This window comes from Marinobacter sp., from assembly GCF_052094685.1.
GTDB lineage: Bacteria > Pseudomonadota > Gammaproteobacteria > Pseudomonadales > Oleiphilaceae > Marinobacter.
On the sequence record NZ_JBQDKB010000128.1, the window covers coordinates 1 to 8,067 of the forward strand.

5 protein-coding genes are annotated in these 8,067 nt (G+C 54.4%); 4 read left to right on the forward strand and 1 reads right to left on the reverse strand.

Going from position 1 to position 8,067, the window contains the following annotated elements; translation table 11 throughout:
- The first annotated feature begins 303 nt into the window (after positions 1 to 303).
- The 4 genes from ACTH3S_RS17005 to ACTH3S_RS17020 all read left to right on the forward strand — a co-directional run bounded on the left by ACTH3S_RS17005 (position 304) and on the right by ACTH3S_RS17020 (position 5,887).
- Positions 304 to 951 (forward strand): type II secretion system protein N, encoded by a 648-nt coding sequence (locus tag ACTH3S_RS17005; protein WP_441810202.1) that lies wholly within the window; start codon positions 304 to 306, stop codon positions 949 to 951.
- 130 nt (positions 952 to 1,081) lie between these two features.
- Positions 1,082 to 2,698, forward strand: a complete 1,617-nt coding sequence (locus ACTH3S_RS17010; RefSeq protein WP_441810203.1) for an FAD-binding oxidoreductase — start codon at positions 1,082 to 1,084, stop codon at positions 2,696 to 2,698.
- Positions 2,699 to 2,703: 5 nt separating this feature from the next.
- On the forward strand, positions 2,704 to 4,326 hold the full coding sequence (locus ACTH3S_RS17015; protein WP_441810204.1) for a glycerol-3-phosphate dehydrogenase/oxidase: 1,623 nt from the start codon (positions 2,704 to 2,706) through the stop codon (positions 4,324 to 4,326).
- 1 nt (position 4,327) lies between these two features.
- Positions 4,328 to 5,887 (forward strand): FGGY-family carbohydrate kinase, encoded by a 1,560-nt coding sequence (locus ACTH3S_RS17020; RefSeq protein ID WP_441810205.1) that lies wholly within the window; start codon positions 4,328 to 4,330, stop codon positions 5,885 to 5,887.
- A gap of 58 nt (positions 5,888 to 5,945) precedes the next feature.
- Here the strand turns inward: ACTH3S_RS17020 and ACTH3S_RS17025 are convergent, their stop codons facing one another.
- On the reverse strand, positions 5,946 to 7,514 hold the full coding sequence (locus tag ACTH3S_RS17025) for a DUF4139 domain-containing protein (protein ID WP_441810206.1): 1,569 nt from the start codon (positions 7,512 to 7,514) through the stop codon (positions 5,946 to 5,948).
- Between the last annotated feature and the right edge of the window lie 553 nt (positions 7,515 to 8,067).

Consider the following 8,067-nt stretch of genomic DNA (forward strand, 5'->3'; position numbering starts at 1 on the left):
TTGCGCTTTGCAAAGGTAAAGGGAAGACGACCCAGCGGAGCATCCTGCGGCTGAAGTTCGGTTTCTGTGGTCAAGATGATCCTCGTTATTATCAGGTAATCAGGGTTTGTGCACATGCGCACACTCTGAAACCCTTTCTGTTTTATACGATTCCCGAAGGCTACCACAGGATATAGGCCCGCTGAATAACCCTGTACACTATACTCCCAATAAAAGACGCTATTCTGATAACCTGTGGTACTTTCGGTCTTTTCTTGGCCAGCGGTTTTCTGGCAGCTTGTGAATTTGCATTCAGGACGAACAATGCTTTCTATCAATCCAAAGGTTCCACCTGCTTTAGCTCTGATCGCAGGGTTAGCCATGGTGGGTGTGACCGCATGGCAAGGCTATAGTTTCTGGCAGGCGCAAAACCACCAGCCAGGTAAAAGCAGCCAGGCCGTCTCGCAACCGCTTGCAGAAAAACGCAACATCCCTACTCTGCCACTTGCGTCTTTAGCATTTTTTGGCACAGCCCAAGCTGACGGCGCTGAAGCGCAAGAGAGCACCGAGGACTTGCCAGAAACCAACTTACGGCTTTTTCTTCGGGGTGTACTCGCAGCCGACGGCGACTTCCCGGGCAGTGCCTTGATAGAAGATGACAAGCGCAACACCGACGTTTTTCTTGTGGGTAACGAACTCCCGGGTAACGCGAAGCTCCACTCCGTTCATGCCAACCGCGTTATTCTTGACCGCTCTGGCAAACTGGAAAACCTGTATTTTCCGGAGCCCGACGACAAGTCTGGAATGACCTTCTCGTCTGACGCCGACAACCGCCAACAATCATCCGCGCAACAGCGCCAAGCACCTGCTGTCACTAATCAGGCCCCGCCGGCACAAAACGACCAACAGCGCCGAGAAGAAATACGCAAACGCCTTGAACAACTCCGCGAGCGCCTCCGCACCAACGGTTAGCCCTTCTGACGCCCTGCAAACCACAGTTATGTCGGCAAATGACATCGTCAATGTCGCTATGGGACAGTGCAAGCATCGGATAAACCGATAGACTAGCTTCCATTCAATTAGATACGGGAGTGTACTTTAGATGCGACGTTGGAATGGCTGGGGAGATGAGCAGTTTAATTTGGAACTACCGGCACAGGGACAGAGCTTTCTCTCAGACCTTGTGGGTTCTGGCAAGCCGCTGAGTGATGTTTCCCTCGAGTCTGTATGCGCAAAGGTTACCGAAACTCGCATCCCAGCTGATACCGCCATGGATAAGCTGATCGATACCAGCCCCGAAGCCCGCGTGCGCCACGCCCGAGGCCAGAGCCTGCCAGACTGGTTGGCAATGCGCAGCGGCGATATTGGCGTGTTCCCAGATGGTGTCGCGCTCCCCCAGAGTAGCCTTGATGTTCAAAAGCTGCTGCACTACGCCCAAGCTAACAACCTGGAGTTGATCCCCTATGGCGGTGGCACCAGCGTTGCCGGACACATCAATCCACTGGCTGGTAACAAGCCGGTACTCACGGTGGACATGAGCGGCATGAATCGCCTCATAGACCTAGACCGCGAGAGCCAAATAGCCACGTTCGGCGCTGGTACGCCTGGCCCACTGGTGGAGTCTCAGCTACGAGCTCATGGCTACACGCTTGGGCACTTCCCCCAGTCGTTTGAACTCTCGACCATCGGCGGCTGGGTTGCTTCCCGCTCCAGTGGTCAGCAATCCTTACGTTACGGCCGAATCGAACAGCTATTCGCTGGCGGTCGAGTTGAAACACTCAAAGGCACGCTGGACCTGCCGACCATACCGGCTTCCAGCGCAGGGCCAGACATTCGCGAGATGATTTTAGGTTCCGAGGGCCGTATTGGCCTGATCACCGAAGTTAAAGTACGAGTCACCCGTTTGCCGGAGCAGGAAAGCTTTCACGTTGTGTTTTTCCCAGACTGGGACAGCGCCCGAACGGCCTGTCGCAAGTTGGTACAAAACCGCACCCAGCTTTCCATGTTGCGACTCAGCAACGCTATTGAAACCGAAACCCAACTGGCGCTGGCCGGGCACCCGCACCTTATAGGCATGCTGGAAAAATTCCTTTCTTTGCGAGGTTCCGCCGAAGGCAAGTGCATGATGACCTTCGGGCTGACCGGCAGTAAGCATCAGTGCGCCAGCGCGAAACAAGAAGCAAGGCGCATCTGTTCCGAATACAAAGGTGTATATACCGGCACACACCTAGGGAAAAAATGGGCCGAAAAACGCTTTACCATGCCCTACCTTCGGGAAGCGCTCTGGCAGATGGGCTATGCCGTAGACACACTGGAAACTGCAACCGACTGGGACAACGTAGACAACCTTCTGGGATTGATGGAAGGCAGTCTTCGCGAAGGCCTTCAATCCCGCGAAGAAAGCCCAGGCGAGCGCACCCATGTGTTTACCCACTTGTCCCATTTTTACGGCCAAGGCTGCAGCATTTACACCACCTATGTTTTCCGTGCTGCAGACAGCTACGAGGAGACTCTAGCCCGCTGGAAGCACCTCAAGAACACAGCCTCTGAGTTGATCGTGCGCAACCGTGGCACCATCAGTCATCAGCACGGTGTTGGCAAAGATCACGCGCCTTTTTTGCCGATTGAAAAGGGTGAACTGGGCATGCTGGCAATTCGCTCCCTGTGCCAAACCTTCGACCCGGAAGGCATTCTCAATCCAAAAACCCTATTGGAATGAGTGAAATGAGCCAGATGAAGCGCAGAGACTCATTACTCAAAGAGCTTCAAAGCAGCACCCACACATTTGATGTGGTGGTGATTGGCGGTGGCATTACCGGCGCAGGTATCGCTCGGGAAGCCGCTGGCAGTGGTTTGAATACGTTGTTGGTTGAGCAAAAAGATTTCGCCTGGGGAACCTCCAGCCGTTCTTCGAAAATGGTGCACGGCGGATTGCGGTACCTTGGCAGCGGCCAATACCGGCTGACTCGAGATGCCGTTACCGAGCGACAGCGATTAATGGCCGAAGCACCGGGTTTGATTGAACCCTTGCGGTTTATCATGCCCCACTTCCAGCGTCAGTTCCCTGGCCCACGGTTATTCCAAATTCTGCTGCGAGTGTACGATTGGATAGCCAGAAATTCATCACGCCATTTCCTGTCGCCAAGCGAAACCATGCAGTGGGTGCCCGGCCTGAATACCACAAAGCTGACCGGTGCCAGCGGCTTTACCGATGCAGTAACCGACGATGCCCGCCTGGTGCAGCGGGTAATTACTGAAGCCCGCCAAGACGGCGCTTTGTGCCTGAACTACGTAAAAGCAGTAAACGTTCTACGAACAAACGGCAACGTCAGCGGCATTGAGTTACAGGCAGAAGACGAAACCGAAACATTCACCGTAAACACGCCTTTAGTTATCAACGCCACAGGCGTGTGGGCAGACCGGCTTCAGCAACCCATGGACGGACAGAAGCCTATGTCGATCCGGCCATTGCGTGGCAGCCATTTGGTTATTCCCTGGCAAAAGTTGCCGGTTTCCTGCTCCGTTTCTTTATTCCACCCGGATGATAAGCGGCCGGTTTTTGCGTTCCCTTGGGCCGGCACAACCGTACTGGGCACCACAGACCTCGACCACACAGAAAGCCTAGACAATGAGCCCCGCATTGCCGGTGAGGAACTCGATTATCTGCTAAGAATATCCAGCAGCCTGTTCCCAGGCGCGGCTGTTTCCAGAGACGACGTTTTATCTACCTGGGCGGGGGTTCGCCCCGTGGTAACGGCTGAGTCCAGAGGTTCAGGCTCAAAAGCCCCATCCAAAGAAAGTCGTGAACACGAATTTCGTGAAGATAACGGCTTGATTAGTATCGCTGGTGGCAAGCTCACCACTTTCCGACTCATCGCACGGGAGGCGCTGATACGCGGGCTAAACGGTGAAGAGCGATTGCGGCCGGGAAATGATCCGGTTTTTCGGCAAAACGTGCCGCCCCAGCGGCCATCGAATATCAGTCACCAGAACTGGCAACGACTTACTGGCTTTTATGGCTCAGACCTTAGCGCTGTTATACAGGCAGGAACCACCGAGCCCGTACACGATGAGATGGCTTCTGGCGCGGTGCCGGGAAGGCTGCTGTGGGCCGAAGTTGTGTGGGCATGTATGCAGGAAGATGTAGAACACCTGGATGATCTAATGCTACGCCGCACTCGGCTTGGGTTGATCGTGCCTGAGGGCGGTAAAGCTCTGCTACCGAAAATAAAGGAACATTGTCTTGATGCTCTCGGCTGGGATGACGAGCAATGGCACGCCGAAGAAGCCCGTTACTCAACACTCTGGCGCGAAGCCTATTCGCTGCCAAATCGGCCGGAGCAGTAACATGAGTTCTGAGCCCTTGATTCTGGCCATAGATAACGGCACACAGAGTGTTCGCGCCCTGCTTTTCGATACCCAGGGCAATCTGATCGCCAAGGGCAAACAAGAGATTCAGCCGTACTTTTCTGAGCAACCTGGCTGGGCCGAACAAAACCCGGAGTATTTCTGGGAAAATCTGGGCAAGGCCTGCGAACAACTATGGCAATCCACAGATGTGACGCCAGACGGGGTTGTGGGCATTACCGTTACAACCCAGCGTGGCACGGTGATCAACCTCGACGAACACGGCAAACCGCTGCGCCCTGCCATTATCTGGCTCGACCAGCGCCATGCCCGAGTTGATGGTCCGGTTAAAGGGCTTTGGGGCTGGCTCTTTAAGCTGGCAAGGCTGGAAGGCACCGTTAACCGTTTTCGAGAAAAAACCCAAGCCAACTGGATAGCCCAGAACCAACCCGAAATCTGGGAAAAAACCCGACATTTCGTGCTGCTATCTGGCTACCTGAATTACCGTTTAACGGGCCAGTTAAAGGATTCCATCGGCAGCCAAGTGGGCTACCTGCCGTTTGACTACAAGAAACACCGCTGGGCTGGAAAACGGGATTTTAAATGGCACATCATGCCGGTAAAGAAGTCGATGCTGCCCGAACTGGTTAGTCCAGGCTCAACGCTTGGCCACCTCACCACAGAAGCCGCCAACCACTTAAGACTTCCTGAGGGCCTGCCAGTCATTGCGGCGGCCTCCGACAAAGCCTGCGAGATACTTGGCTCCGGGGGCTTAACACCCGATATCGGTTGTATGAGCTACGGCACAACCGCCACTATTAATACCACGAACAAACGCTATGTGGAGCCGGTACGCCTGATGCCGCCCTATCCTTCCGCGTTACCTGGGCACTACTCCACAGAAGTCATGATTTACCGGGGTTTCTGGATGGTGAGTTGGTTCAAACGGGAGTTTGGCTTAAGAGAACAGAAGATCGCCGAGGAGCGTGGCATTGAGCCGGAAGTGCTGTTTGATGAACTGGTCAAAGCTGTGCCTGCTGGTTCCATGGGCCTGATGCTACAACCCTACTGGTCACCAGGCGTTCGCCAACCAGGGCCAGAAGCCAAAGGTTCTATCATCGGCTTTGGCGATGTCCACACCCGCTCGCACATTTACCGAGCAATTCTGGAAGGCTTGGCTTACGCCCTTCGGGAAGGTAAAGAGAAAATTGAAAAACGCAGTGGCGTTAAAATACGCAAGCTTCGGGTTGCGGGCGGCGGCTCGCAAAGTGACGCAGCCATGCAATTGACCGCAGACGTATTCGGTTTGCCTGCAGAACGCCCGCACACTTATGAAACTTCCGGGCTGGGAGCCGCTATCGATGCCGCGGTCGGCCTTGGTCTGCATCCGGATTTTGAAACCGCTGTGGCGGCCATGACTCGGGTTGGTGATGTATTTCAGCCAAACCCAGAAGCCCGGGAGCTTTATGAGCGGCTGTACACTGAGGTGTACCTACGCATGTACCCGCAGCTTCAGCCGCTCTATCAGAAAATCCGGGGTATTACCGGTTACCCGAAGTAAGACTTCTGGGATTGGCCAATAAGGGCGCTCTCGAGCGCCCCGTTCTAACATCTATTTATTACAACCTTGGCAGCGCGGTTCCTTCGGGAACCCGAACCTCAAACCCGGATTTTATACTGATTGTTTTACCCGCAGGCACTTCACGATCCCAAGCTAAAACACCTTTTTTGTCATCAACATCTCGCTCTACGGGCTCGCTAATTTCCAGTGGTTTAACCGTAAGAATGTCTTCCTGTGATACCGGAAGCCGATCAAAAATCCGAACCTGCACCGCTTTGGCGTGATGGTTAGTGATCTCAAATCGGTTTTGCCGGCGCTGAACATTTTCGCTGCTCCAAACGCCCTCTTCCCCAGTACGTTCAAGTTCGTTCACCACCGATACACGAATGCCATCATCTATCCCAAACCCGAGCGCTACCTCCTCGCCGCCGGCCAGTTCTTGCAATTGGCTTTCACCGACACTTTGACCGTCCCGATACAGAGTGACTCGCCCGGCAGGTATAGGTGCATCTGAGTCGAAGGTGCCCTTTGCGTGCAGATAACCGGTTGTGTCTACCACTGGCGTCGCCCAAGTGGCAACCTCAACGGGAATCTGGTGCTCCGCAACGCTTAGCCGTTGGCCAGACGAACCACTGGGAATTGCGACAGGCTGTGGCAGCCGATAACTCTGTGTGAAGCTGCTCTGGCGTTCAACAACCGCTACGGCGCCCTTGGATGATTTGAGCGAGCTAGACTCCATCTCGGCCATGGGTGCGCCTGCGCGCGACTGATAAGCCGGAGGCTGCGTAGGGCTAACAACCCAGGAATGAATGGCTGGCATCGCAGTGCCCCGCCGAGCATTCGCGGTTGAAAGGCGAAGCTCCACGCCGTCCCAATCCGTGCCCGTAGACTGCTGAACAACGGCCAGATGCTCCAACGTCACTTCGCCACCTGACTTACCTTCTAGCTCCGTTTTAAGGCGAGCGCTGTACTCACTCCGCCAGCTGGCCTGATTCGTTTGAAACCTGAGCGTTAGGCCTAACTCGCCGCTTGCGGGCGCCCGATAGTGCACCACCGCCGTTTTGGTTGCCCGCACACCCTGCTTAATTTGCGACAGTTCCCGGGTTAAACGATCCCTTGTGGCGAGGTCATCGGCCATCCGTGTACGAATGGCTCGGATTTCTCCAAGCGCGCCTTGTGTTGTTTCTTTCAAAGTGACTGCCATGTCGTTCAATTCCGAAGCCGACAGTTCGTGTGGTGACTCGGCCATTTTGCTCATAAGACTAACCTGCTGGTTCCACGCCCGGATGGCATCTTCTTGCTCCTGAATCCGCAGGGTGACCGCCGCCAGCTCTTTGCGAATACGTCGGGTTTCGCTAGCCACAAATTCCGCCTGTTCTACCCGGGTGATCTGAACCTGTTGTATCTGTGATCCGGAGATACCTTCCAGTGATACTTGCAGGCTTTGATCCTGAAGACTGAGCGGCAATCCCTCAATCTCAACAGTTCCAGTGCCGGAACTTACCTGCTCGCGCTCCTCCCAGGTAAGTTCGGCGTGGGAAGGATATAACGTTGCCTTTGTAATCTCCGCCTGAACCATCAGTGGCGTGGTCGCAATGGCAATCGCAAGCAAGCTGTGCTTTTTCATCGGGGGGAGCTCCTCAGAGGTTAAGGCTGTTTTGATGTAAACAATAACTTTGCTTAGTAACGTACAGGATAAACACTCCTTTATCCGCGACATGTCACTGAAATAGCGGTGTTTTTTGTAATGTTTTTAGTCTGGTAGGAAAGATATTCCGAACTAGGCTTACTGTTGGCATCGAAGGAAGCAGTGGTGCCCGGGGACCTGCTTGCAACCCAGTCAGGCGCCCTGTGCTGACAGTCCGCCACAGGCGGGCCTGACAACAAACCTCCCAGGATTGGAGAACTCAAATGAACATCAGCACCGTAAGCCGCACTCTGGCGATAGGATCCATTTTGTTCGCCACTACTGCCCTGGCTAGCCCAGGCAACAGATCCACAGCCGATCTATATAATGACTTCTGGAGCCCTGGGCACATAAGTCCCTTCGAGTGTCGATTCGGCATTCTCAACAGCACTCCACTTGGCTTGCCTCGTTGTATGCAAGCTAGCAATATTCAGTATCACCTAGCAGCCTGTCGGACTTGCACCTGACAGACAGCGTTTAAAGTGATCTTGTT